This window comes from Pseudomonas sp. B6001 (assembly GCF_013386015.1).
Taxonomy (GTDB): Bacteria; Pseudomonadota; Gammaproteobacteria; order Pseudomonadales; family Pseudomonadaceae; genus Aquipseudomonas.
Genome location: NZ_JACAOX010000002.1, coordinates 459,707 through 481,144, shown reverse-complemented (window position 1 = coordinate 481,144; position 21,438 = coordinate 459,707). Strand labels below are relative to the sequence as shown.

20 protein-coding genes and 1 pseudogene are annotated in these 21,438 nt (G+C 61.4%); 8 read left to right on the top strand and 13 right to left on the bottom strand.

Going from position 1 to position 21,438, the window contains the following annotated elements:
• Positions 1-5: 5 nt before the first annotated feature.
• From spoT to HX821_RS04570, 4 genes are all read right to left on the bottom strand, one after another.
• Positions 6-2,111 carry a bifunctional GTP diphosphokinase/guanosine-3',5'-bis pyrophosphate 3'-pyrophosphohydrolase gene (spoT, locus tag HX821_RS04585; protein ID WP_008439435.1) on the bottom strand — a complete coding sequence of 702 codons (2,106 nt, stop codon included), beginning with the start codon at positions 2,109-2,111 and terminating at the stop codon, positions 6-8.
• A gap of 60 nt (positions 2,112-2,171) precedes the next feature.
• Complete coding sequence (rpoZ, locus tag HX821_RS04580; protein ID WP_003176920.1) at positions 2,172-2,435, bottom strand: DNA-directed RNA polymerase subunit omega; 264 nt, start codon at positions 2,433-2,435, stop codon at positions 2,172-2,174.
• A gap of 167 nt (positions 2,436-2,602) precedes the next feature.
• On the bottom strand, positions 2,603-3,223 hold the full coding sequence (gene gmk / locus HX821_RS04575) for a guanylate kinase (protein WP_003213284.1): 621 nt from the start codon (positions 3,221-3,223) through the stop codon (positions 2,603-2,605).
• Positions 3,224-3,234: 11 nt separating this feature from the next.
• Positions 3,235-4,098: a YicC/YloC family endoribonuclease gene (locus tag HX821_RS04570; protein ID WP_102604063.1), complete on the bottom strand. Its 864-nt coding sequence runs from the start codon at positions 4,096-4,098 to the stop codon at positions 3,235-3,237.
• A gap of 217 nt (positions 4,099-4,315) precedes the next feature.
• Here HX821_RS04570 and rph point away from each other — a divergent pair, with 217 nt between their 5' ends.
• Together rph and HX821_RS04560 are read left to right on the top strand one after the other, a co-directional pair.
• Positions 4,316-5,038, top strand: a complete 723-nt coding sequence (gene rph, locus HX821_RS04565) for a ribonuclease PH (protein ID WP_003213280.1) — start codon at positions 4,316-4,318, stop codon at positions 5,036-5,038.
• A gap of 22 nt (positions 5,039-5,060) precedes the next feature.
• The gene (locus HX821_RS04560; protein WP_177035342.1) at positions 5,061-5,429 is read left to right on the top strand and encodes a DUF4870 domain-containing protein; all 369 of its coding nucleotides are present in this window, start codon (positions 5,061-5,063) and stop codon (positions 5,427-5,429) included.
• 58 nt (positions 5,430-5,487) lie between these two features.
• On the opposite strand, the gene HX821_RS04555 is transcribed toward HX821_RS04560, so the two are convergent.
• Complete coding sequence (locus tag HX821_RS04555) at positions 5,488-6,267, bottom strand: exodeoxyribonuclease III (RefSeq protein ID WP_003176915.1); 780 nt, start codon at positions 6,265-6,267, stop codon at positions 5,488-5,490.
• 82 nt (positions 6,268-6,349) lie between these two features.
• Between HX821_RS04555 and pyrE the strand changes: the two genes are divergently transcribed.
• Positions 6,350-6,994: an orotate phosphoribosyltransferase gene (gene pyrE, locus HX821_RS04550; protein ID WP_003213276.1), complete on the top strand. Its 645-nt coding sequence runs from the start codon at positions 6,350-6,352 to the stop codon at positions 6,992-6,994.
• Between the two features lie 168 nt (positions 6,995-7,162).
• On the opposite strand, the gene argB is transcribed toward pyrE, so the two are convergent.
• The 4 genes and pseudogenes from argB to coaBC form a co-directional block, all read right to left on the bottom strand.
• Complete coding sequence (gene argB, locus HX821_RS04545; protein ID WP_003213275.1) at positions 7,163-8,068, bottom strand: acetylglutamate kinase; 906 nt, start codon at positions 8,066-8,068, stop codon at positions 7,163-7,165.
• A gap of 19 nt (positions 8,069-8,087) precedes the next feature.
• A pseudogene (locus HX821_RS04540) lies at positions 8,088-9,509 on the bottom strand (phosphomannomutase/phosphoglucomutase); the annotation flags it as partial.
• A gap of 252 nt (positions 9,510-9,761) precedes the next feature.
• Positions 9,762-10,217 (bottom strand): dUTP diphosphatase, encoded by a 456-nt coding sequence (gene dut, locus HX821_RS04535; RefSeq protein WP_003213270.1) that lies wholly within the window; start codon positions 10,215-10,217, stop codon positions 9,762-9,764.
• A 5-nt stretch (positions 10,218-10,222) separates the two neighbouring features.
• Entirely contained in the window at positions 10,223-11,431 is a 1,209-nt protein-coding gene (coaBC, locus tag HX821_RS04530; RefSeq protein ID WP_008439425.1) for a bifunctional phosphopantothenoylcysteine decarboxylase/phosphopantothenate--cysteine ligase CoaBC, read from the bottom strand.
• 130 nt (positions 11,432-11,561) lie between these two features.
• Between coaBC and radC the strand changes: the two genes are divergently transcribed.
• On the top strand, positions 11,562-12,236 hold the full coding sequence (gene radC, locus HX821_RS04525) for a DNA repair protein RadC (protein ID WP_087693709.1): 675 nt from the start codon (positions 11,562-11,564) through the stop codon (positions 12,234-12,236).
• Between the two features lie 28 nt (positions 12,237-12,264).
• Here the strand turns inward: radC and HX821_RS04520 are convergent, their stop codons facing one another.
• Positions 12,265-13,857 carry an ABC transporter substrate-binding protein gene (locus HX821_RS04520; protein ID WP_177035340.1) on the bottom strand — a complete coding sequence of 531 codons (1,593 nt, stop codon included), beginning with the start codon at positions 13,855-13,857 and terminating at the stop codon, positions 12,265-12,267.
• A gap of 458 nt (positions 13,858-14,315) precedes the next feature.
• Between HX821_RS04520 and rpmB the strand changes: the two genes are divergently transcribed.
• Positions 14,316-14,549: a 50S ribosomal protein L28 gene (rpmB, locus tag HX821_RS04515; RefSeq protein WP_003213263.1), complete on the top strand. Its 234-nt coding sequence runs from the start codon at positions 14,316-14,318 to the stop codon at positions 14,547-14,549.
• A gap of 11 nt (positions 14,550-14,560) precedes the next feature.
• On the top strand, positions 14,561-14,716 hold the full coding sequence (gene rpmG, locus HX821_RS04510; protein WP_003176906.1) for a 50S ribosomal protein L33: 156 nt from the start codon (positions 14,561-14,563) through the stop codon (positions 14,714-14,716).
• Positions 14,717-14,786: 70 nt separating this feature from the next.
• Here rpmG and HX821_RS04505 read toward each other — a convergent pair whose 3' ends face one another.
• Positions 14,787-15,149, bottom strand: coding sequence for a cupin domain-containing protein (locus HX821_RS04505; RefSeq protein ID WP_003213261.1), 363 nt, complete (start codon positions 15,147-15,149; stop codon positions 14,787-14,789).
• Positions 15,150-15,379: 230 nt separating this feature from the next.
• Here HX821_RS04505 and HX821_RS04500 point away from each other — a divergent pair, with 230 nt between their 5' ends.
• Positions 15,380-16,873 (top strand): aldehyde dehydrogenase, encoded by a 1,494-nt coding sequence (locus HX821_RS04500; RefSeq protein ID WP_003213259.1) that lies wholly within the window; start codon positions 15,380-15,382, stop codon positions 16,871-16,873.
• A gap of 156 nt (positions 16,874-17,029) precedes the next feature.
• Positions 17,030-18,172, top strand: a complete 1,143-nt coding sequence (locus tag HX821_RS04495; RefSeq protein ID WP_177035339.1) for an MFS transporter — start codon at positions 17,030-17,032, stop codon at positions 18,170-18,172.
• A 124-nt stretch (positions 18,173-18,296) separates the two neighbouring features.
• Here the strand turns inward: HX821_RS04495 and HX821_RS04490 are convergent, their stop codons facing one another.
• Both HX821_RS04490 and HX821_RS04485 read right to left on the bottom strand, forming a co-directional pair.
• Entirely contained in the window at positions 18,297-19,859 is a 1,563-nt protein-coding gene (locus HX821_RS04490; RefSeq protein ID WP_003208738.1) for a phospholipase D family protein, read from the bottom strand.
• Between the two features lie 62 nt (positions 19,860-19,921).
• On the bottom strand, positions 19,922-21,346 hold the full coding sequence (locus HX821_RS04485) for a PLP-dependent aminotransferase family protein (protein ID WP_177035338.1): 1,425 nt from the start codon (positions 21,344-21,346) through the stop codon (positions 19,922-19,924).
• Positions 21,347-21,438: the final 92 nt, after the last annotated feature.

The window sequence follows — 21,438 nt, the reverse complement described above, 5'->3', positions numbered from 1 at the left end:
ATGGGCTAGGCGCGCATGCGGGTGATGCGGATGACCCCGGTCAGGGCGCGCAGTTTCTTGATCACGCGGGCCAGGTGCACGCGATCGTGCACGCTGACCACCAGTTGGACCACGCTGATGCGGCCATCGCGTTCGTCCATGCTGATTTTCTCGATATTGCCGTCGGCCGCGTTCACGCTGCTGGCCAGCAGGGCGATCAGGCCGCGCTGGTGTTCCAGCTCGACCCGCAGCTCGACGTTGAATTCGCCAGTGACATCCTTGGCCCACGAAAGCTGGATGCATTTCTCGGGGTTGTGGCGGATTTCACTGATGTTGCGGCAGTTGTCCAGGTGCACCACCATGCCTTTGCCCGCAGACAGGTGGCCGACAATCGGGTCGCCCGGTATCGGCGTGCAGCACTTGGCGTAGCTGAGCACCAGGCCTTCGGTGCCGCGAATCGCCAGCGGGCCTTCGGGGCTTGGCAACTGTTCGCCTTCGCCCAGCAAGCGGCGCGCGACCACATAGGCCATGCGGTTGCCCAGGCCGATGTCTTCCAGCAAGTCTTCGATCAGTTCCTGGCGGTACTCGTGCAACATCGCCTGCACGCGTTCGGCCGGGATCTTGTCCAGTGAGCTGTCGAAGCCGTTGAGCACCTTGTTCAGCAGGCGTTCGCCCAGGCTGATGGACTCGGAACGGCGTTGCAGTTTCAGGGCATGACGGATGTGGGTGCGAGCCTTGCCGGTGACCACAAAGTTGAGCCAGGCCGGGTTCGGGCGCGCGCCCGGTGCGCTGACGATCTCCACCGTGGAACCGCTTTGCAGCGGTTCCGACAGCGGGGCCAGCCGACGATTGATCCGACAGGCTATGCAGCTGTTACCCACGTCGGTGTGCACCGCGTAGGCAAAGTCGACCGCCGTGGAGCCTTTGGGCAGCTCCATGATCCGGCCTTTGGGCGTGAACACGTAGACCTCGTCCGGGAACAGGTCGATCTTCACGCTTTCGATAAATTCCAGGGAGTTGCCGGCACGTTGCTGCATTTCCAGCACGCCCTTGACCCACTGACGGGCGCGGGCATGGGTGCCTTTTGGCTGCTCGTCGCCGGTGGATTTGTACAGCCAATGGGCGGCGATGCCGTTGTTGGCCATCTCTTCCATTTCGCGGGTGCGGATCTGGATCTCGATCGGCACCCCGTGCATACCGAACAGCGTGGTATGCAGCGACTGGTAGCCGTTGGCCTTGGGAATCGCGATGTAATCCTTGAAGCGTCCCGGCAGGGGCTTGTACAAATTATGTACAGCACCCAGCACGCGGTAGCAGGTATCGACCTTGTCGACGATGATCCGGAACGCGTACACGTCCATGATCTCGTTGAAGGCCCGGCGCTTGCCGCGCATCTTCTTGTAGATGCCGTAGATGTGTTTCTGCCGGCCGCTGACTTCGCCCTCGATCTCATCGATCGCCAGGCAATGGCTCAGGGATTCTTCGATCTTGTTGACGATTTCCTTGCGATTGCCCCGGGCGCGTTTCACTGCCTGGTAGATGCGCGCGGAACGCATCGGGTGCATGGCCTTGAAGCCGAGGTCTTCGAACTCGATACGAATGGCGTGCATGCCCAGCCGGTTGGCGATGGGCGCGTAGATTTCCAGGGTTTCCTTGGCGATGCGCCGGCGTTTTTCACCGGACAGCACTTCCAGCGTGCGCATGTTGTGCAGCCGGTCGGCCAGCTTGACCAGGATCACCCGGATGTCCCGGGCCATGGCCATGGCCATCTTCTGGAAGTTTTCCGCCTGGGCTTCGGCCTTGGTCTCGAAGTTCATTTGGGTCAGTTTGCTGACCCCGTCGACCAGTTCGGCCACGGTTTCGCCAAATTGCGCACTGAGCGCTTCCTTGGCAATGCCGGTGTCTTCGATCACGTCATGCAGCATCGCGGCCATCAGGCTCTGATGGTCCATGTGCATGTCGGCAAGAATATTGGCCACGGCAAGAGGATGCGTGACATACGCCTCGCCACTGCGGCGGCGTTGGCCGTCGTGGGCTTGTTCGGCGTAGAAATACGCTCGGCGGACCAGGTTGACCTGGTCTGGGCCGAGGTAGGTCGATAAGCGATCGGCGAGGGCGTCTATGCTCGGCAAAGTATTAACTCCTGCCGTTGGCTGTGACCCCGCGCCGTGCTACGTCGACCAGGCATAGGCTTAGACGGCCTCGTTGGACTCGTCCTCGAACGCTGCGAACAGCGGTTCGTCTTCAACGATTTCGGCGTTGGCGATGAACTCGTAGCTCATCAGGCCTTCAGCGATTTCACGCAGGGCTACAACGGTAGGCTTGTCGTTTTCCCACTGGACCAGGGGCTCTTTGCCGCCAGTCGCCAGTTGACGGGCACGCTTGGTAGAGAGCATGACCAGCTCAAAGCGGTTATCCACGTGTTCTAGGCAGTCTTCAACGGTTACGCGGGCCATGGTATTCCTCGGAGCGAATGCAATATGCGCGCTGCCCGGTTGGGCGAGCGGACTGAACAGTTTAAAAAATCACCAGCGTTTAGGGAAGCGCTGATTTTTCGCAGGCCATCGCAAACGCGCTACAAGTGCCAATGTAAAGCCCCTGCAGCGGTTTTGGGAAGAGCCAATCAGCCGAGCAGTTCGGCCAATAATTTGCCGAAACGCTGCTGCTGACGCTTTTGCTGGAGCTGATTGGCGCGGAAAATCGCTTTCAGATCGTCCAGCGCGTGAGCGAAATCGTCGTTGATGATCAGGTAGTCGTAGTCGACGTAGTGGCTCATTTCACTGACGGCTTCACGCATGCGACCTTCGATGATCTCGTCGCTGTCCTGGCCACGATTGGTCAGGCGCTGGTGCAACGCTTCCAGCGAAGGCGGCAGGATGAAGATCGAGCGAGCTTTGGGCATCAGCTGGCGCACTTGCTCGGCGCCCTGCCAGTCGATTTCCAGGATCAGGTCGTGGCCTTCGTCCAGGGTCTGCTGCAGGTGGCTTTGCGAGGTGCCGTAGAGGTTGCCGAAGACCTCGGCGCGCTCCAGGAAATCACCGTGCTCGATCATCTTGACGAACTCGGTGCGCTCGACGAAGTGGTAGTGCACGCCGTTCACTTCACCCGGGCGCATGGCGCGGGTGGTGTGGGATACCGAGATGCGGATCTGCTCGTCAGCGTCGGTCAGGGCCTTGACCAGGCTGCTTTTGCCCGCGCCCGATGGGGCGGAAATGATGTACAGGGTGCCGGTGCTGTGGGTCATGTCAGGGTGCCTTACTCGATATTCTGTACTTGTTCGCGCATTTGCTCGATCAACACTTTGAGGTTGACCGCCGCCTGGGTACTGCGCGGATCAAAGGCTTTGGAGCCCAGTGTATTGGCTTCGCGGTTGAGTTCCTGCATCAGGAAGTCCAGGCGCCGACCGGCGGCACCGGCAGACTTGAGCACGCGGCGCACTTCCAGGATGTGGGTGCTCAGGCGGTCGAGTTCTTCGGCCACGTCGCTTTTTTGCGCCAGCAGGACCATCTCTTGCTCCAGGCGCACCGGATCCAGTTCGGCCTGCATGTCGGCGAAGCGGTCCAGGACCTTCTGGCGCTGGGTGGCAAGCATCTGCGGCACCAGTTCGCGCAGGGTCACCACGTCTTCTTCAATGGAGGTCAGGCGGTCGCTGATCAGGCGGGCCAGTTCGGCCCCTTCACGCTCGCGGCCGGCCTTGAGTTCTTTCAAGCCTTGGTTGAACAGGGTCAGCGCCTCGGCGTTCAACGCCTGTGGGTCAGTGGCGTCGGCCACCAGCACGCCGGGCCAGGCCAGGACTTCCAGCGGGTTGATGGCGGCAGGCTGCTTGATCAGGCCGGCGATGGTTTCGGCGGCGGCGACCAATTGGGCGGCGCGCTCGCGATCCACCTGCAACGGCTTGCCGGTGGTTTCCTCGGTAAAGCGCAGGGTGCATTCCAGCTTGCCGCGGGAGATGCCCTGGCGCAGTGCCTCACGAACCGCGCCTTCGAGGTCGCGAAACGATTCCGGCAGGCGCAGGTGCGGCTCCAGGTAGCGGCTGTTGACCGAGCGCAATTCCCAGCTCAGGGTGCCTTGGACGCCGGCTTTTTCGACGCGGGCGAAGGCGGTCATGCTGTGCACCATGGAGGTACCTCGCGATGCAGTCCCGCAAACAGGCGGGCTGATGGGTAGATTGAAGCCGACAGGCTGCGAAGGCGCAGGATTGTAGCTCAAGGGGACGGGTGGCCCCAAACAGTGGCTTCGGTGCCCGGGTTTGTAACAGGATTTTTTAGCCGTGCCGATCAGGGCTGGCGGCTCTATAATGCTCGGCAGTTTTTCGTCCTCCGTACAGGTATCCCCTATGAAACGTCCAAGTGGTCGCGCTGCCGATCAGCTCCGCTCGATCCGCATCACCCGCAACTACACCAAACACGCCGAGGGATCTGTACTGGTCGAGTTTGGCGATACCAAGGTTATCTGCACCGTCAGCGTCGAAAACGGCGTGCCGCGTTTCCTCAAGGGCCAGGGCCAGGGTTGGTTGACCGCCGAATACGGCATGCTGCCGCGCGCCACCGGCGAGCGTAACCAGCGTGAAGCCAGCCGTGGCAAGCAAGGCGGCCGCACCCTGGAAATCCAGCGCCTGATCGGTCGCTCCCTGCGTGCAGCCCTGGACATGTCCAAGCTGGGCGACGTGACCCTGTACGTCGACTGCGACGTGATCCAGGCCGACGGTGGTACCCGTACCGCCTCCATCACCGGCGCCATGGTTGCCCTGGTCGACGCGCTCAAAGTCATCAAGAAACGTGGCGGCCTGAAAGGCGGCGATCCGCTCAAGCAGATGATCGCGGCTGTATCGGTCGGCATGTATCAGGGCGAGCCGGTGCTGGATCTGGACTATCTTGAAGATTCGGCTGCCGAGACCGACCTGAACGTGGTGATGACCAGCACCGGTGGTTTCATCGAAGTGCAGGGCACCGCCGAAGGCGCGCCATTCCAGCCGGCGGACCTGAATGCCATGCTGGCCCTGGCCCAGAAGGGCATGACCGAAATCTTCGAACTGCAGAACGCCGCATTGGCCGACTGATTCAATCCCAAGGAGCGACGCCATGAGTGACAGCCAACTTCCACTGCCGACACCGTCCAAGGAAGTTCGCCAGTGGGCGATGCTCTGTCATTTTGCGGCGTTCTTCGGGCTGATATTCCCGTTCGGCAGCCTGCTGGGGCCCTTGATTCTCTGGCAGGTGAAGAAGGATGCAGACCCGTTCATTGATGACCAGGGCAAGGAAGCGCTGAATTTCCAGATCACCGTGGGCATTGCCTGGGCGGTCTGCTTCCTGCTGGGTTTTATCGTGATCGGCTTCGTGTTGATGACCGTGCTGGTGATCGGCGCGGTGGTGATGACGATCATTGCGGGCATCAAGGCCAACAAGGGCGTGGCTTATCGTTATCCGTGGACATTGCGGTTGATCAAATAACCACCGCCCACAAAAAAACCGACAGCGATGTCGGTTTTTTTGTGCCTGGAAAAAGACCTTAGATGGTCAAGGTCCAGTCGTAGTCCACGATCAGCGGCGCGTGCTGCGAGAAGCGCGGCTGGCGTGGCAGACGTGCGCTGCGCACGAAGCGACGCAAGCCTGGCGTCAGCAGCTGGTAGTCAAAACGCCAGCCGAGGTTGAGCATCTCGGCCTGTTCGTTATCCGGCCACCAGCTGTACTGGTCGCCTTCGCGGCTGACTTCCCGCAGGGCATCGACATAGCCCATGTTGCCGACAATCTCGTCCATCCAGGCCCGTTCCGGCGCCAGGAAGCCCGGGGATTGCTGGCTGTCGCGCCAGTTCTTGATATCCAGCTTCTGTTGCGCCACGTACAGCGAGCCACAGTAAATGTACTCGCGACGTTTGCGCCGCTGTTTATCCAGATAACGGGCGAAGTCGTCCATTAGCTTGAACTTCTGGTTCAAGTCTTCATCGCCATTCTGCCCTGATGGAAGCAGCAAGGTCGCAATGCTGACCTTATCGAAATCGGCTTGCAGGTAGCGCCCGTAGCGGTCGGCTGTCTCGAAGCCGAGGCCGCTGATGACCGCCTTGGGTTGCAACCGCGAATACAAAGCCACGCCGCCTTGGGCGGGAACTTCGGCATCACAGGCATAAAGGAAGTAGCCATCCAGTTGGAAGGCTGGGTCGTCCAGTTCAAAGGCGGAGGCGCGGGTGTCCTGCAGGCAGATGACGTCGGCATTCTGGGCTTGCAGCCAACTGAGCAAACCACGCTCGACTGCAGCCTGAATACCATTGACGTTCACACTGATGATCCGCATAAATGGCCCCAAAAATCGCGTGCGTGTATGATACACGCCGTCTACCTAATTAGCTAAATCCGTGGTATCTGAGGCTTTTTTCATGCAGGCGTATCAACGCGATTTTATTCGTTTTGCCATCGATCGCGGCGTATTGCGCTTCGGTGAGTTCACTTTGAAGTCCGGGCGCACCAGCCCTTACTTCTTCAATGCCGGCCTTTTCAACTCGGGTTCTGCCCTGGCGCAGCTGGGTCGTTTCTATGCGGCCGCCATCGTTGAAAGCGGCATTTCCTTCGACGTGCTGTTCGGCCCTGCCTACAAAGGCATCCCCCTGGCGGCCGCGACCGCCGTGGCGTTGGCTGAACATCACGAGCTGGATCTGCCTTGGTGCTTCAACCGCAAGGAAGCCAAGGCCCACGGCGAAGGCGGCAGCCTGGTGGGTGCGCCGCTCAAGGGCGACGTGCTGATCATCGACGACGTGATCACTGCCGGTACGGCGATTCGCGAAGTGATGCAGATCATCGCTTCCCAGGACGGCGCCAAGGCGGCCGGCGTGTTGATCGCGCTGAACCGCCAGGAGCGCGGCAACGGTGAATTGTCGGCGATCCAGGAAGTGGAACGTGATTTCGCGATTCCGGTGGTGAGCATCGTGTCCCTGAACCAGGTGTTGCAGTTCCTGGAAGATGACCCGCAGCTCAAGCAGCATTTGCCGGCGGTCAAGGCTTATCGCGAGCAGTTCGGCGTTTAGAAGATCCATGTGGGAGCGGGCTTGCTCGCGAATACGGCTTGTCAGTTGATATATGTGTCGACTGACCCGCCGCTTTCGCGAGCAAGCCCGCTCCCACATTTTTAGACCGAGTACATAGAAAAGGCCCCGTTCAATCGAATTGAACGGGGCCTTTTTGTTTACCAGCGCTTAGGGGCGCTTGCGGTTGCTGATCAGGGTACCCACACCGGTATCGGTGAAGATTTCCAGCAGGATCGCATTCGGCACCCGGCCATCCAGGATCAACGAGCTGCCAACGCCGCCTTGCACCGCTTCCAGCGCGCAGCGGATCTTCGGCAGCATGCCGCCGTAGATGGTGCCGTCGGCGATCAGGTCGTCCACTTGCTGGGTCGTCAGGCCGGTCAAGACCTTGCCTTCCTTGTCCATCAAGCCGGCGATGTTGGTGAGCAGCATCAGCTTCTCGGCCTTCAGCGCCTCGGCCACCTTGCCGGCCACGAGGTCGGCGTTGATGTTGTAGGACTCACCGTTGGCACCGACACCGATCGGCGCGATCACCGGAATGAAATCGCCTTTCACCAGCAGGTTCAGCAGGTCGGTGTTGATGCCGATCACTTCGCCCACCTGGCCGATGTCGATGATTTCCGGCTGGGTCATCTCCGGGGTCTTGCGGGTCACGGTGAGCTTCTTCGCCCGGATCAGTTCGGCGTCCTTGCCGGTCAGGCCGATGGCGCTGCCGCCATGGCGGTTGATCAGGTTGACGATGTCTTTGTTCACCTGGCCGCCCAGGACCATCTCCACCACGTCCATGGTCTGGGCGTCGGTTACACGCATGCCGTCGATGAAGTGACTCTCGATGGACAGGCGCTTGAGCAGGTCACCGATTTGCGGGCCGCCACCGTGTACCACCACCGGGTTGATCCCGACGGCTTTCATCAACACGATGTCGCGGGCAAAGCCGGTTTTCAGCTCGTCGCTTTCCATGGCATTGCCGCCGTACTTGATCACCAGCGTCTTGCCGACGTAGCGTCGAATGTAAGGCAACGCTTCGGAAAGGACCTTGGCGGTATTGGCGGCGGCTTCGCGTTCGAGGGTCATTCAGGGCTCCGGTAAAAAATCAGAACGGTAATTGGAGATCAGGGGCAACACGTTTCAACTGGGCGTGGAACACGTCCTTGATGCGCTGCAACTCAGCCTCGGTATCCGCCTCGAAACGCAGCACCAGCACCGGTGTGGTGTTGGATGCGCGAACCAGGCCCCAGCCTTTGGCGTAATCGACTCGCACACCATCAATGCTGGTCAGGTCGGCGCCTTCGCCCCATTGCGCATCGTGCAGTGCGTCAATGATGCTGAATTTGCTCTCCTCGGTCACATGGATATTGATCTCTGGCGTAGAAATATCATTCGGGAAGGTCTGGAACAGCTCCTGCGCGGTCGATTTTTCCTTGCTGAGGATCTCCAGCAGACGAGCGGCGCTGTAAATGCCGTCGTCAAAGCCGAACCAGCGCTCCTTGAAGAACACATGGCCGCTCATTTCGCCGGCCAATAGCGCGCCGGTTTCTTTCATTTTCTTTTTGATCAACGAGTGGCCAGTCTTCCACATTAGCGGGCGACCGCCATATTCCTTGATCAGCGGTGTGAGGCGGCGGGTGCACTTCACGTCGAAGATAATTTCGGCACCTGGGTTGCGCGCAACCACGTCGCGGGCAAACAGCATCAGCAGGCGGTCCGCAAACACGTTTTCGCCGGTGTCCGTCACCACGCCAACGCGGTCGCCGTCACCGTCGAAGGCCAGGCCGACGTCAGCCCCTGTCTCCTTGACCTTGGCGATCAGGTCCACCAGGTTCTCGGGCTTGCCTGGATCCGGGTGATGGTTCGGGAAGTTGCCGTCTACGTCACAGAACAGCGGGATCACTTCGCAGTTCAGGGCTTCGAGCAGTTGCGGGGCGATCACGCCGGCCGCGCCATTGCCGCAGTCCACCACCACTTTGAGGCGGCGCGCGAGTTTGACGTCGCCGGTGATTTGGTCAGAGTAGCGCTGCAGGATGTCGACTTTGGTGACGCTGCCGTCGCCGCTGGTCAGGTCGTTGGTCTTCAGGCGGGTGTGCAGGGCCTGGATCTGTTCGTTGGCGAGGGTATCGCCAGCGATGACGATCTTGAAGCCGTTGTAGTCCGACGGGTTATGGCTGCCGGTGAGCATCACGCCCGACTTGCCGGCCAGTACGTTGGCTGCGTAGTACAGCGCAGGCGTCGGCACCAGGCCCACGTCGCTGACGTGGCAGCCGCTGTCGGCCAGGCCCTGGATCAGTTGCTCGACGAGTTCGGGGCCGGACAGGCGGCCATCACGGCCTACGGAAACGTTGGGCTCGCCCTGTGCCAGGCTCTGGGAGCCAATGGCGCGGCCGATCCAGTAGGCGGTCTCGGCGGTCAGGGTCTTGGGGACCACGCCACGAATGTCATAGGCGCGGAAAATGCTGTCGGGAAATGTCGGGGCGACTCGGGCTGGGTTGCTCATTGCGGGGGGGAACTCCATCGATAAGGGGCTGGGCTGGCCTCAAGGGTGCTGACCGGCAGGCTCAAACTGAAGGGTAAGACGGCGTTTTTGGCATAGAGTTCGTGGTGCAAAAGTGCCATCGGCGCCGAAGCTCCGCCCTTTTGCCCGCTTAATGCCCTGATTTCACTGGGGAAACCTTGCTGGTAAGTTCCGCGCATTCTTCATCCTGAAAGGCCATGCGTTGGCATCAGGCCGGGTGAGGCACCCGGCTTGTTCGGCTAAGTCAATTCAGCTTAGTCAGTGGCTGCCGGAATGCCCGAAGCCACCTGCGCCGCGTTGTGTTTCGTCGAACTCTTCGACCAGCTCGAAGTGCGCCTGCACCACCGGTACCAGCACGAGTTGGGCAATGCGCTCGCCGACGGCGATATTGAACGCGGTCTGGCCACGGTTCCAGCAGGACACCATCAACTCGCCCTGGTAGTCCGAGTCGATCAGCCCCACCAGGTTGCCGAGGACGATGCCGTGTTTGTGGCCCAGGCCGGAGCGCGGCAGGATCAGCGCCGCCAGGCCCGGGTCGCCCACGTAGATCGACAGGCCGGTCGGAATCAGAATGGTCTGGCCTGGTTCAAGCACGGTGTCCTGCTTGAGCATGGCACGCAGGTCGAGGCCGGCGGAGCCTGGTGTGGCGTAGGCCGGCAGCGGGAATTCGTTGCCGATGCGGGGGTCGAGGATCTTGGCTTGCAAAGCGTGCATGGAAATTAAACCTGGTTCAGCCGTTGGGCGATAAAAGAGATCAGTTGGCGGGCAATCTTGCCCTTGCTGGTCTGGGCGAAAACGGTAGCGTGCAACTCGCGGTCGATCACGCTGATGGCATTTTCCTCGCTGTTGAAGCCGATGCTCGGGTTGGCGACATCGTTGGCGACAATCAGGTCGAGGTTTTTGTCTTTCAATTTGCGTGCGGCATAGTCCAGCAAATGCTCGGTTTCGGCAGCAAAACCGACGCTGAACGGGCGGTCCTCACGGGTGGCGATGGTCGCCAGGATGTCCGGGTTACGGACCATTTGCAGGAGCAGGCCGTCGCCGCTTGTAGGGTCTTTCTTGAGTTTCTGCGGCGCAACCACCTCGGGGCGGTAGTCCGCTACCGCAGCCGAAGCGATGAACAGGTCGCAGGGAATCGCCGCTTCACAGGCCGCCAGCATGTCGCGGGCGCTGACTACGTCGATTCGGGTGACGCGATCCGGGGTCGGCAGATGCACCGGGCCGGTGATCAACGTCACACGGGCGCCTGCCTCGACCGCCGCTTCCGCCAGGGCAAAGCCCATTTTTCCTGAGCTATGGTTGGTGATGTAGCGCACCGGGTCGATGTTTTCCTGGGTCGGGCCGGCGGTGATCAGCACGTGCTTGCCGGTCAGGGCCAGGTGCTGGAAGCAGTCGGCGGCGCAGTGGGCCAGGTCGGTGGCTTCGAGCATGCGGCCCATGCCCACGTCGCCGCAGGCCTGGCTGCCGGAGGCCGGGCCGAAAACCTTGAGGCCGCGGCTTTGCAGGAGTTGGGTGTTGGCCTGGGTGGCCGGGTCGCGCCACATGGCCTGGTTCATGGCCGGGGCGATCGCGACGGTGGCGTCGGTGGCCAGTACCAGGGTGGTCAGCAGGTCGTCGGCAATGCCTTGGGCCAGGCGGGCGATCAGGTCGGCGGTGGCCGGGGCGATCAGCACCAGGTCGGCCCACTTGGCCAGCTCGATGTGGCCCATGGCGGCTTCGGCCGCAGGGTCCAGCAGGTCGAGGTGAACCGGGTGGCCGGACAAGGCCTGCATGGTCAACGGGGTGATGAATTCACTGCCGCCACGGGTCATGACCACGCGCACTTCGGCGCCTTGGTCGAGAAGCCTGCGAACCAGCTCTGCGCTCTTGTAGGCGGCAATGCCGCCGCCGACGCCGAGAACGATGCGTTTCCGATACAGACGCTGCATTGGCTTGCCTTTCCAGTTCAGTGATGGCGTTGCGATGCCCCCTCCCCAGGTGAAATCGCACGCAAAAAGATGGCCTAAGATACCACAGCGTCCGCCATGCAACAGCGGCGCACATGCACACGGAGGTGCCATGAGTATTCGCGATTGGCCTGCGGCAGAGCGTCCGCGGGAGAAGCTGTTGGAGCTGGGAGCGGAGAACCTTTCCGACGCGGAATTGCTGGCGATTTTCCTGCGCACCGGGGTGTCAGGCAAAAGTGCCGTGGACCTGGCGCGCCATCTGCTGGCGCAATTTGGCAGCCTTCGGGCGCTGATGGAGGCGAGGCAGCCGGTGTTCAGCCAGCATTTGGGGTTGGGGCCGGCGAAGTTCGCCCAGCTTCAAGCCGTACTGGAGATGGCGCGCCGTCATTTGGCTGAACGCCTGCGCAACGATTCGGTGCTGGAAAGCCCGGAGGCCGTGCGCGACTACCTCAAGGCACTGCTGCGCCACGAGCCTCACGAGATATTCGGCTGCCTGTTTCTCGACGCCAAGCATCGAGTGCTGGGTTTCGAAAAGCTGTTTCAAGGCACCATCGACAACGCCATCGTCTACCCGCGGCAAGTGGTGAAGCGCGCGCTGGACTACAACGCCGCGGCGCTGATCCTGTGCCACAACCATCCTTCCGGCAGCCCCGAGCCCAGCATCGCTGATCGAAAATTGACCAAGGTGCTGCAAAAGGCGCTGGAGATGGTGGACGTGCGTGTGCTGGACCACATCATTGTGGGGGAGGGTGACCCGCTGTCGATGGCGGAATTTGGGTGGATGTAGGGGCTGGCATGCCAGCCCCTGGCGGGGGTCAGGGCTTGACGCTGACCTTGGAGTAATCCTGGCGCCCGAACGGGCTCACCTGATACCCCTCGACATTCTTGCGGGTCAGCGCAAACGCGGTCGGGTGCGCCAGTGGCAGCCAGAGCGCCTGTTGCTGGATCTGCGCCTGGGCCTGCTGGTACAGCTTGCTGCGCACGCCTTGTTCGCTGGTGGTCTTGCCGGCGCTGATCAGCTTGTCCAGCGCCGGGTCGCAGTAGCGGGCGAAGTTGGTGCCGGACTTCACGGCCGCGCAGGAGAACTGCGGCGTCAGGAAGTTATCCGGGTCGCCGTTGTCACCGGCCCAGCCCATGAACAGCAAGTCGTGCTCGCCGGCCTTGGCGCGGCGGATCAGTTCGCCCCACTCGATCACACGGATTTCAGCCTGGATGCCGACCTTGGCCAGGTCCGCCTGCAGCAGTTGTGCGCCCAGGCTGGGGTTGGGGTTCAGCAGGCTGCCCGACGGCCGGGTCCAGATCGTGGTCTTGAAGCCATCCTTGAGCCCGGCGCGATCCAGCAGTTGCTTGGCCTTGGCAACGTCCTGCGGATAGCCCGGCAGGTCCTTGGCATAGCTCCAGGTATTGGGCGGGTAAGGGCCGTTGGCGGCTTCGGCAGTGCCTTCGAATACGGCCTTCAGATAGCTGGCCTTGTCGAAGGCCAGGTTGATTGCCTGGCGAACTTCCGGTTTGTCCAGCGGCGGATGCTGGCTGTTGATGGCGACAAACGCGGTCATGAAGGCCGCGGTTTTCTCGACCTTCAGGTCGGCGTCTTTCTGGGCGGCATCAATATCCAGGGGCTTGGGCGACAAGGCGATCTGGCACTCGTCGCGACGCAGTCTCTGCAGGCGCACGTTGGCGTCCGGGGTGATCGCAAAGATCAGGTTATCCACCGCAGGCTTGCCGGCGAAGTAATCCGGGTTGGCCTTGTAGCGAATCGTCGCGTCCTTCTGGAAGCGCCCGAAAATGAACGGCCCGGTGCCGATAGGCTGGCTGTTGAGTTTCTCCGGGGTGCCGGCCTTGAGCAGTTTGTCGGCATATTCCGCCGGGTAGATCGAGGCAAAGCCCATGCTCAAGGCGGCGAGGAAGGTCGAATCGGCGTGGTCCAGGGTGAAGCGCACGGTCAGCGGGTCGAGGGCGTCGATCTTCTTGATCAGCGTGGGCAACTGCAGCGACTGGGCGTGGGGGAAGCCGCTCTGGGCGATCTTGTGCCAGGGGTTGGCCGGGTCGAGCATGCGCTCGAAGCTGAAGCGCACGTCTTCGGCGGTCAGGCTGCGGCTTGGCGTGAAGTAGTCAGTGCGGTGGAATTTAACGTCCGGGTGCAGCTTGAAGGTGTAGGTGAGGCCGTCCGGCGACACTTCCCAGCTGTCCGCGAGGCTCGGGACCAGCTTGCCGCTGGTGGCGTCGAAGTCCACCAGGCGGTTCATCAATACGTCTGCCGAAGCGTTGGTGGTAGTCAGCGAGTTGTATTGCACCACGTCGAAGCCTTCGGGGCTGGCTTCGGTGCAGACGCTCAGGGTAGTGGCCGCCTGGGCGTGTGCAGCAATAAAAAGAGGGGCTAGCAATAGCGGTAGGGCAGCGAGGCGCATATTCGGTTTCCTTTGCAGATCGAAGGCCCATCTGCGAGTGCAGTCTGGAAAAGTCCTACCGTAGTGGGCTGATTGACAAATGACTAGCCCATTTTTGCCTGTGCTTTTGCCGCAAATACTGTTTTGATGGCGCCTCAGGTCGTTTTGCCGAGCACTTTGCAGTGCGCGCGGGCGCTGTAAATCATTCTGTGCGACGAGCGGTTAGCTTCTATAGCGGCCCACCCTGGCAACGGTTCAGGCGTCCATGGCCTGGATTTACGCGTATAAAAGTACACGGCCTGTTGTTGCACTGGGGTCTTTCTGGTATAAAGCAGCGCTCTTTTCTAGGGGCCCGGTTCCTTCGCTAGTAGGTGTAGCCGGTAAGACCCTAAAGAAACGCGGCGCCTGGCGCCAAATGACTGAGAGATTAAGCGGCCAACCCATGCCGGGTTGGGCATGTGGTTTTAGAGGGCTGAGGCATGTCGAGAGTCTGTCAAGTTACCGGTAAGGGTCCGGTGACTGGGAATAACATTTCCCACGCAAACAACAAAACCCGTCGTCGTTTCCTGCCAAACCTGCAGCATCACCGCTTTTGGGTTGAAGAAGAGAAACGTTTTGTTCGTCTGCGCGTATCTGCCAAAGGCATGCGTGTTATCGACAAGCGCGGCATCACTGTCGTGCTGGCCGAACTGCGCCGCGACGGCAAAATCTAAGGAGCTAAATCATGCGTGAATTGATTCGAATGATCTCTAGCGCCGGTACTGGTCACTTCTACACTACCGACAAGAACAAGCGTACTACCCCGGACAAGCTCGAAAAGAAAATGTTCGACCCGCGCGTTCGCAAGCACGTGATCTACAAAGAAGGCAAAATCAAGTAATTGGTTTTCTTTCTTGTGAAAAAAAGCCCGTATCTCACGATGCGGGCTTTTTTTTGTACCTGATAAATGATCAGGCCTTTTCTTCGAACACCACGTAGATCTTGCGGCAGGGTTCCAGCACTTCCCAGGTGCCGCTGAAGCCGGCCGGAATGACGAAGCGATCACCGGCCCGCAAGGTCTTGGCGTTGCCGTCGGCATCGCGCAACACCGAAACACCCTGCACGATCTCGCAATACTCATGCTCGGTGTAGTTGACCTTCCACTGTCCGACTTCACCTTCCCAGACCCCGGCGCTCATCTGGCCGCACGGACTGTTGTAGTGGTTGTAGACGGTTTGCTCCGGGTCGCCCTTGAGGATTTTCTCCGCAGCCGGACGGTAGCGATCAGGCTCGGTCCTGGCCTGGCTGAAGTCGACGATATTCTGGATGTTCATGGGCGTGTCCCGTCTGGCCTGCGGTTGGAGAGCTCAAAGTCTATGTTTATTAAAATGAACATCGCAAGGGCGTTTGCTGCCGTTATGTCAAATATATTGAAACATCCATCGCCGCTGGTTTAGGGTGGCAGCTGCCTTGAGCCGAACAGCTGGCTGGCCGGGCAAGAATTCTTCGAAGGTGCCTGGGTACATCGCCCGGCCCTTGTATTCAATAAGAGGAGGACACTCGCATGACCACCCTGACCCGTGCCGACTGGGAACAACGCGCCAAGGATCTGAAGATCGAAGGCCGCGCCTACATCAATGGCGAATACACCGCCGCCGTTTCCGGCGACACGTTCGAATGCCTGAGCCCAGTCGATGGCCGCCTGCTGGCAACCGTTGCCAGCTGTGACGTCGCCGACGCCCAGCGTGCCGTAGAAAACGCCCGTGCCACGTTCAATTCCGGTGCCTGGTCGCGCCTGGCGCCAGCCAAGCGCAAAGCCACCATGATCCGTTTCGCCGGCCTGCTCAAGGCCAACGCCGAAGAGCTGGCACTGCTTGAAACCCTGGACATGGGCAAGCCGATCAGCGACTCCCTGAACATCGACGTCCCAGGCGCGGCGCAAGCGCTGAGCTGGAGCGGCGAGGCCATCGACAAGATCTACGATGAAGTCGCAGCCACCCCTCACGACCAGCTGGGCCTGGTGACCCGTGAGCCCGTCGGCGTTGTCGCGGCCATCGTGCCGTGGAACTTCCCGCTGATGATGGCCTGCTGGAAACTCGGGCCGGCGTTGTCCACCGGTAACTCGGTGATCCTCAAGCCATCTGAAAAATCACCGCTGACTGCCATCCGCATCGCTGCCCTCGCGGTTGAAGCCGGCATCCCGAAAGGCGTGTTCAACGTGCTGCCGGGTTATGGCCACACCGTGGGCAACGCCCTGGCGCTGCACATGGACGTCGACACCCTGGTGTTCACCGGTTCCACCAAGATCGCCAAGCAACTGCTGATTCGCTCCGGCGAGTCGAACATGAAGCGCGTCTGGCTGGAAGCTGGCGGCAAGAGCCCGAACATCGTGTTTGCCGATGCCCCGGACCTGCAAGCCGCCGCCGAATCCGCGGCTGGCGCCATCGCCTTCAACCAGGGCGAAGTGTGCACCGCCGGTTCGCGCCTGCTGGTGGAGCGTTCGATCAAGGATAAATTCCTGCCGCTGGTGATCGAGGCCCTCAAGGCCTGGAAGCCGGGCAACCCGCTCGACCCGGCCACCACGGTCGGTGCGCTGGTGGATACCCAGCAGATGAACACCGTGCTGTCGTACATCGAAGCCGGGCATGCCGATGGCGCCAAGCTGGTGGCCGGCGGCAAGCGCACGCTGCAGGAAAGCGGTGGCACCTATGTCGAGCCGACGATTTTCGACGGCGTGACCAACGCCATGAAGATCGCCCAGGAAGAAATCTTCGGCCCGGTGCTGTCGGTGATTGCCTTCGACAGCGTGGAAGAAGCCATTGCGATCGCCAACGACACCCAATACGGCCTGGCCGCTGCGGTGTGGACGTCGAACATCTCCAAGGCGCACCTGACCGCCAAGGCACTGCGTGCCGGCAGCGTGTGGGTCAACCAGTACGATGGCGGCGACATGACCGCACCGTTCGGTGGTTTCAAGCAGTCGGGTAACGGCCGCGACAAGTCGCTGCACGCATTCGACAAGTACACCGAGCTGAAGGCGACCTGGATCAAGTTGTAAGCCTCCAGGAACACCGCTGTAAAAAATGTGGGAGCGGGCTTGCTCGCGAATGAGGTATCACAGTCGCTGATGTATTGACTGGTACACCGCATTCGCGAGCAAGCCCGCTCCCACACTGTTTTGTATGATCTCCAAGTAATCCACAGGAGCGTGGAAATGCGTTGGGCGACCTATTTCGCCGTGTTGGCGTCGGTCTTGAGCGTGGGCCTGGCCTTGGGCGTGAGCATGCCGCTGGTGTCCCTGCGCCTGGAAAGCTGGGGCTATGGCAGCTTCGCCATCGGAGTCATGGCGGCGATGCCGGCCTTCGGTGTGCTACTGGGTGCCAAGGTCTCCAGCGGCCTGGCCTCGCGCCTGGGCACGGCGAACCTGATGCGCCTGTGCCTGTGGGCGGGGGCGATTTCCATCGGCTTGCTGGCGATATTGCCCAGCTACCCGGTATGGCTGGTGTTGCGGCTGATGATCGGGGTGATCCTGACCATCGTGTTTATCCTCGGCGAAAGCTGGATCAACCAACTGGTGATCGAACGCTGGCGCGGCCGTCTGGTGGCGCTGTATGGCTGCAGCTATGCCTTGAGCCAGCTGTCGGGCCCGTTGCTGCTGGGCGCGCTGGGTACGGACAACGACATTGGCTTCTGGGTGGGTGTCGGTCTGCTGACGTGCTCGCCGATCCTGCTGCTGGGCCGTTCCGGTGCGCCGACTGCCGAGTCTTTCAGCGTGACCTTTGGCGACCTGCTGCGCTTCTGCCAGGGCTTGCCGGCGATTGCCTGGGCGGTGGCGTTGTTCGCCGCATTCGAGGCGATGATTCTTACGTTGTTGCCGGTGTATTGCCTGCAACAGGGTTTCACCGCCGAGATTGCTCTGGCGATGGTCAGCACGGTGGTGGTCGGTGATGCGTTGCTGCAACTGCCGATTGGCGCGCTGGCGGACTACCTGCCTCGGCGCACGCTGTTTCTCGGCTGCGCGCTGATGCTGCTGGTGACGAGCCTGGCGATTCCGCTGTTGCTCGATACGCTGATGATCTGGCCGGTGTGGGTGCTGTTCGGGGCCAGCGCCGGCGGGTTGTTCACCCTGTCGCTGATCCTGATTGGCGAGCGCTACCGCGACGACGCGCTGGTGCGCGCCAATGCGCATATCGCGCAGCTGTGGGGCATTGGCTGCCTGATCGGCCCGCTGGTGGCCGGTGCCGGCAGCCAGTGGATCAGCGGGCATGCGTTGCCGTTGTTGATGGCGGCGGGGGCGTTGGGGTTGGTGATCCTGTTGCTGCGCCAAGGTGCGTTCGGCGCCGCACAACCCGCCTGAACTTGAAATGCGATCACCTGTGGGAGCCGGGCTTGCCCGCGATGGCGGAGTGTCAGCACCGGATACGTAAACTGACACTCCGCCATCGCAGGCAAGCCAGCTCCCACAGGTCCCGTCGCTGTTCTTAAAGCATGCGTTCCAGCCCGACGGATGTGGCAAACCAGGCATTGAACCGGCGCCACCAACTGCCGGGTTCGCGGGTCAGGGTGTGCAGTTGGCCGTTGTCTTCGGTCACCCATACCACCTGGCCATCCTGCAGCTTCGCCTGGTAGCTCAACGGGGGCGCCATGCCCTCCAGTGCCAGGTTGCGCACGTGTTCCGCCAGTTCGGGACTGTCCACCAGCACCCCGACTTCGGTGTTCCACAGCACCGAGCGCGGGTCGAAGTTGAATGAGCCGATGAAGGATTTCTCCCGATCAAAGATGATCGCCTTGCTGTGCAGGCTGGAATCCGAACCGTGGAATGTACCTTTGCGGAACAGATGAGGGCCGCTGCCGCCACCGTCTCCCGGCTGGCGGCGCAACTCGTATAGCTTCACCCCGTGTTCCAGCAGCGCTTTGCGATAGGGCGCATAACCGCCGTGCACGGCCGGTACGTCGGTGGCTTCCAGGGAATTGGTCAGCAGGCTTACCGATACGCCGGCGTCCGCGCGACCGGTCAGGTACACCAGCCCGGGCTGCCCGGGCACGAAGTAAGCCGAAATCATCATCAGCTCATGGCTGACACCTTCCAGCTCGGGCGCCAGTTGGGTGGTCAGGAGCAGCCGTGGATCCGGATCGGCCTTGGCCAGCACCTTGCTCGGCGCATCCCACAGCGCCTGGTTCCAGGCCCAGATCAGCTCGCGACGCCAGATGTCCATGCGCGGCTGGGTCTTGTAGGTGCGCAGGCGGTTGTACAGGGCATGGTTTTGTTGGCGAGACTCGGCAAGGGAATCTTCCAGGCGTACGCGGGCGCTGGCCAGGTCGCCTTTGGAAGCGCTGCTGACGAAGTCTCCAATGGGTTTGCTCAGGGCACTGTTCCAGTACTGATCGAAACTGTGGCCCAGTTGCTCGGCCACCGGGCCCACGCTGAGCATGTCGATATCGGTGAAGTTGAGGTTGGGCTCGGCGTCGAAATACTCATCCCCCAGGTTGCGCCCGCCGACGATGGCCACGCTGTTGTCTGCCAGCCACAGCTTGTTGTGCATGCGCCGGTGTTGCAGCGACAGGTCGAACAGCCGTGCCATGGCCCGCGTCACGCCGGTGCTGCGGCCCAGGTGCAGCGGGTTGAACAGGCGAATCTGGATCTGCGGGTGGGCGGCGAGGGTGGCGATGATCTGGTCCAGGCCGTCGCTGGTGGTGTCGTCCAGCAGGATGCGCACGCGCACGCCACGGTCGGCGGCCTTGAGCAGTTCATCCACGAGCATGCGGGTGCTGATGCCGTCGTGGACGATGTAGTACTGCAAGTCGAGGCTGGTCTGGGCGTTGCGGATCAGTTCGGCGCGGGCCATGAAGGCTTCGCTGCTGTTGGGCAGCAGGCGGAACCCGGAGCGGCCTTTGTAGGGTGCGGCCTGGGCCTGGATCGAGCGGCCGAAGGAAGATTCGCTGGCCGGCAGCGCCTCGCTGGGTGTGCGTGGCGCGTCGATGGTGGCGCAGCCGCCCAGGGCCAGGATGCCCAGCAGGAAAAACGGTAATAGCCGGTGGGTCATCAATGACATGGGTTCCGAATCAGGGCGATTGTCGGCATATGACGGCTATTTCCCGTAAAAGGTCAGTCCATCGCTTCGGCCAGCAACCGGATGGCGGTCGCGCCGACCTTGCGTACAGCCTCTTCAATCTGCGGCGTTGGTTTGGCAGCGTAGTTCATGCGCAGGCAGTTCCTGTACTTGCCGGAGGCGGAAAAGATACTTCCCACGGCAATCTGTACACCTTCATCCACCAGCAGCCGGTTGAGTTTCAGGGTATCGAAGCCTTCCGGCAGTTCCACCCACAGCATGAAACTGCCCTGGGGGCGGCTGGCGCGGGTGCCCGCCGGGAAATAGCGGCTGACCCAATCGAGCATCAGGTCGCGATTGCGCTGGTATTGCGTGCGCATCCGCCGCAAATGTGGCTCGAAATGTCCACCTTTCAGAAACTCGGCAATTGCGATCTGCGGCTGGGTCGCGGTGGAGCCGGTGCTGATGTATTTCATGTGCAGCACACGCTCCAGATAGCGACCGGGTGCGACCCAGCCAATCCGCAGGCCGGGTGCGAGGGTCTTCGAGAAAGAGCTGCACAGTACGACGCGGCCATCCTCGTCGAAGGACTTGATGGTGCGTGGGCGCGGGTAGCTGTAGGCCAGTTCGCCATACACGTCGTCTTCGATGATCGCCACGTCAAAGCGCTGGGCCAGGGTCAGCAGTGCGCGTTTGCGCGACTCCGGCATGATGTAGCCCAGTGGGTTGTTGCAGTTGGGGGTCAACTGTATGACTTTGATCGGCCATTGTTCCAGTGCCAGTTCCAGCGCTTCCAGGCTGATACCGGTGAGTGGGTCGGTGGGGATTTCCAGGGCTTTCATGCCCAGGCCCTTCAGGGTTTGCATGGCGCCGTGGAAGCTTGGCGAGTCGACGGCAACGATGTCGCCGGGCTCGCAAATGGCGTGGATGCTGGCGGACAGGGCCTCGTGGCAGCCGGTCGTGATCACCAGGTCCTGGGGCGTCAGTTGGCAGCCTGAATCGAGCATCAGGCGGGCAATCTGTTCACGCAGGTCCAGGTTGCCGTGGATAGTGTCGTAATACAGCCCCGGCATGTCCTGGCGCCGACTGATCCGGGCGAGGCTGCGTAGCAGGGGTTTCATGGTCGGCGACAATACATCCGGCATGCCCCGGCCCAACTGTATGGCGTCTTTGCGTGGCACCGCGCGGATCAGCTCCAGCACTTGGTCCCACTGGGAAATTTCCACCGGGCGCTGGGCCGGGCGGCCTACGGCGGGCAATGCCGGCAAGTCGCGGCCCACCGGTACGAAGTAGCCGGATTTGGGTTTGGGCATCGCCAGGCCGTTGTCTTCCAGTACGCGGTAGGCCTGCTGCACGGTGCTCAGGCTGACCCCATGCTCCATACTCAAGGCCCGAACTGACGGCAATCTGTCGCCCGGGCGATAGAAGCCCTGCTCGATGCGCGTGCCCAACAGTTCGGCGAGGTTGACGTATAGGGTCATGGCGGTGCTTCCCGGTTACCAGTACAGATAGGCTGAAAATACAGGATTCAGCGGCCGATAGGCAGTATCTGTATGGATTTAATACAGGGTGG

Excerpts from the sequence above, each read along its gene's own strand:
- HX821_RS04570 (WP_102604063.1), bottom strand. The coding sequence starts at position 4,098 with ATGGTGCACAGCATGACCGCCTTCGCCCGCGTCGAAAAAGCCGGCGTC.
- HX821_RS04490 (WP_003208738.1), bottom strand. The coding sequence starts at position 19,859 with ATGACCCACCGGCTATTACCGTTTTTCCTGCTGGGCATCCTGGCCCTG.
- HX821_RS04505 (WP_003213261.1), bottom strand. The coding sequence starts at position 15,149 with ATGAACATCCAGAATATCGTCGACTTCAGCCAGGCCAGGACCGAGCCT.
- HX821_RS04520 (WP_177035340.1), bottom strand. The coding sequence starts at position 13,857 with ATGCGCCTCGCTGCCCTACCGCTATTGCTAGCCCCTCTTTTTATTGCT.
- argB (WP_003213275.1), bottom strand. The coding sequence starts at position 8,068 with ATGACCCTCGAACGCGAAGCCGCCGCCAATACCGCCAAGGTCCTTTCC.
- HX821_RS04485 (WP_177035338.1), bottom strand. The coding sequence starts at position 21,346 with ATGACCCTATACGTCAACCTCGCCGAACTGTTGGGCACGCGCATCGAG.
- pyrE (WP_003213276.1), top strand. The coding sequence starts at position 6,350 with ATGCAGGCGTATCAACGCGATTTTATTCGTTTTGCCATCGATCGCGGC.
- gmk (WP_003213284.1), bottom strand. The coding sequence starts at position 3,223 with ATGACCCACAGCACCGGCACCCTGTACATCATTTCCGCCCCATCGGGC.
- rpmB (WP_003213263.1), top strand. The coding sequence starts at position 14,316 with ATGTCGAGAGTCTGTCAAGTTACCGGTAAGGGTCCGGTGACTGGGAAT.
- rph (WP_003213280.1), top strand. The coding sequence starts at position 4,316 with ATGAAACGTCCAAGTGGTCGCGCTGCCGATCAGCTCCGCTCGATCCGC.
- rpmG (WP_003176906.1), top strand. The coding sequence starts at position 14,561 with ATGCGTGAATTGATTCGAATGATCTCTAGCGCCGGTACTGGTCACTTC.
- HX821_RS04500 (WP_003213259.1), top strand. The coding sequence starts at position 15,380 with ATGACCACCCTGACCCGTGCCGACTGGGAACAACGCGCCAAGGATCTG.
- dut (WP_003213270.1), bottom strand. The coding sequence starts at position 10,217 with ATGCACGCTTTGCAAGCCAAGATCCTCGACCCCCGCATCGGCAACGAA.
- HX821_RS04495 (WP_177035339.1), top strand. The coding sequence starts at position 17,030 with ATGCGTTGGGCGACCTATTTCGCCGTGTTGGCGTCGGTCTTGAGCGTG.
- radC (WP_087693709.1), top strand. The coding sequence starts at position 11,562 with ATGAGTATTCGCGATTGGCCTGCGGCAGAGCGTCCGCGGGAGAAGCTG.
- coaBC (WP_008439425.1), bottom strand. The coding sequence starts at position 11,431 with ATGCAGCGTCTGTATCGGAAACGCATCGTTCTCGGCGTCGGCGGCGGC.
- HX821_RS04555 (WP_003176915.1), bottom strand. The coding sequence starts at position 6,267 with ATGCGGATCATCAGTGTGAACGTCAATGGTATTCAGGCTGCAGTCGAG.
- rpoZ (WP_003176920.1), bottom strand. The coding sequence starts at position 2,435 with ATGGCCCGCGTAACCGTTGAAGACTGCCTAGAACACGTGGATAACCGC.
- HX821_RS04560 (WP_177035342.1), top strand. The coding sequence starts at position 5,061 with ATGAGTGACAGCCAACTTCCACTGCCGACACCGTCCAAGGAAGTTCGC.